Source organism: Rhodococcus sp. (in: high G+C Gram-positive bacteria) (assembly GCF_049286785.1).
Classification (GTDB): domain Bacteria; phylum Actinomycetota; class Actinomycetes; order Mycobacteriales; family Mycobacteriaceae; genus Rhodococcus_F.
Genome location: NZ_JBAQEO010000933.1, coordinates 1 through 2052 on the forward strand (window position 1 = coordinate 1; position 2052 = coordinate 2052).

At 61.2% G+C, this 2052-nt stretch carries 3 protein-coding genes; all 3 read left to right on the forward strand.

Translation table 11 applies throughout. From position 1 onward, the window contains the following. Window positions 1-520: 520 nt before the first annotated feature. Window positions 521-1318 (forward strand): ParA family protein, encoded by a 798-nt coding sequence (locus WAW17_RS33895; RefSeq protein ID WP_422337201.1) that lies wholly within the window; start codon window positions 521-523, stop codon window positions 1316-1318. A gap of 3 nt (window positions 1319-1321) precedes the next feature. Then, window positions 1322-1750, forward strand: coding sequence for a hypothetical protein (locus WAW17_RS33900; protein WP_422337202.1), 429 nt, complete (start codon window positions 1322-1324; stop codon window positions 1748-1750). 140 nt (window positions 1751-1890) lie between these two features. Further along, on the forward strand, window positions 1891-2052 hold a 162-nt coding region (locus WAW17_RS33905), incomplete at its 3' end, for a DUF4177 domain-containing protein (protein ID WP_422337203.1).

A 2052-nucleotide genomic window follows, 5' to 3' on the forward strand; every position in this document is an offset into this window, starting at 1 on the left:
CCGCCGCTACTTTCGCTGGCGCAAAGCTCAACCAGGCGAAATGCGACATTCAATACAGATAAACCAATGATAAATAAACAGATATTCTACTTAAACACATTATGATTAACCTAAAGGCAAGATGTCCGACCCGATCCCCGATCCCCGCCGGCGGGTAGACCGATGCCAACGACCCCCCGGACACGTAGGACCCGGGTTGGGCCCCGTACGACGGTGGCGCGATGGTCGTCCTCCGGGCATCGAGCCCGGAGAACGACCCTTCGGGCTCGCACGCACCACCGCAACTCCGATCCGGACCGCCTGCAACCGGGATCCGTTCCCGCCACGCCGCGCCTCCTCTTTGCACCACGCAAACAACACAGCAACACTGCACACGAGCGCGCCAGAACCCCTTCAACTCAGGCCTCATCGCACCATTAAATCCAACCTGTTAAACACCGAAAAATCACCTATCTAAGCGCTGCACGCTTGTTAATCCAGTCCGAAATAAGTATATTTCACATCAACGAAAGGACCCGCAATGGCCGCAACGATCCTTGCAATCGCCAACCAAAAGGGTGGCGTCGGAAAGACCACGTCCGTCATCAACCTCACCCGCGCCGCCGTCACCGAACTGGGCCTGCGGGTACTCGTCGTCGACACCGACCCCCAGGGCAACGCCACCAAGTCACTCGCACCCGAATACCAAGGCAGCCTCGACCAGTCCCTCGCCACCGTGCTCGACAAGACCAAGAACGCCACCATCGCCGACGCCACCGTGGCCGGCGAATGGCCTGGAGTCGACGTCGTTCCCGCCGGCAGTGATGACCTCGCCGATGCCGCACAGACTCTCGTCACCATGAAAGCCGGCCGCGAGAGCCGCCTCAAACGCGCCCTCGCCGAGGTAGCGGACAAATACGACCTCATCCTCATCGACTGCCCACCCTCGCTCGACCAGCTCCCCATCAACGCGTTCACCGCCGCACACGCAGTCGTCATCGTCACCGAGCCAGGCCAATTCGCGCTCGACGGCCTCGACCGACTCCTCGACACCATCGAGATCGTCCAGGAGTACACCAACCCCCAGCTCGTGATCGCCGGCGCCATCATCAACGGCTACCAGCGCACCAACCGCATGGACCGCTGGTGCAACGACCTGCGCGAAAGCCTCGACGCACCCGTCCTCGACCCCCCGATCCACCGCGCCACCTGGATCGCCGAAGCCACCGAAGCCGGCCGCGGACTCGACGAGTGGAACACCCCCAAGGCCTCCAACCTGCACCGCACCTACGTCGAGCACCTGCGCAACATCCTCGACAACGTCCGAAAGGCGAGCTAACCGATGTCCGCACGACCCGAACCCCGCGCCACCAACCTCAGCAACCGGCGCCGGTCCAACCACCCCGCTATCCCCGTCGAAGCACGCGAAGCAGCCGAAGCTGCCGAAGCCGCCCAGACCGTCGAGTCGACAGAGCCCGAGCACAACCCGGCAACGGAGGCCACCGAAGCGCCCAAGAAGAAAATGGGGCGACCCAAAGGCACCGGCAGCAACCGCGACACCACCACCAGGTCGGTCACCTTCACCACCCCGATCCTCGAGGACGCCCTCAACGCAGTCGAATACCTCAAAGGCAACCCCACAGCTCCACGCACCTTCACCAGCCTGATCGACCTCGCCGTGTTCAAGCTCGTCAACGAGCTTCGCCAGGAATACAACAACGGCGAGCCCTTCCCGCAGCGAGAAGGCAAACTCAAACCCGGACCCCGCTGAAACAACAGCTCGAAGCACTTTTTGCAGCGTTGCACCCACCGCAAAACGGGCAAAATATATACGTTGCAAATAAAGAGGTACGAAGGCCAGGTTTGCGATAAACACGTTGTAATTAATGAACCCGAAGGGGAGTGAAGGTAATGCCGTACTCGTACAAGGTCGTCGAGGTCCGCGAGAAGATGCTCGGCGGCAAAATGTCCGGCGACAAGCTCGAAAAAGTGCTCAACGAGCATGCCCAGCAGGGATGGCGACTCAAGACGATCACCTCGACCGACATCAAGGGCAGGCTCGGTCCCGGCGGT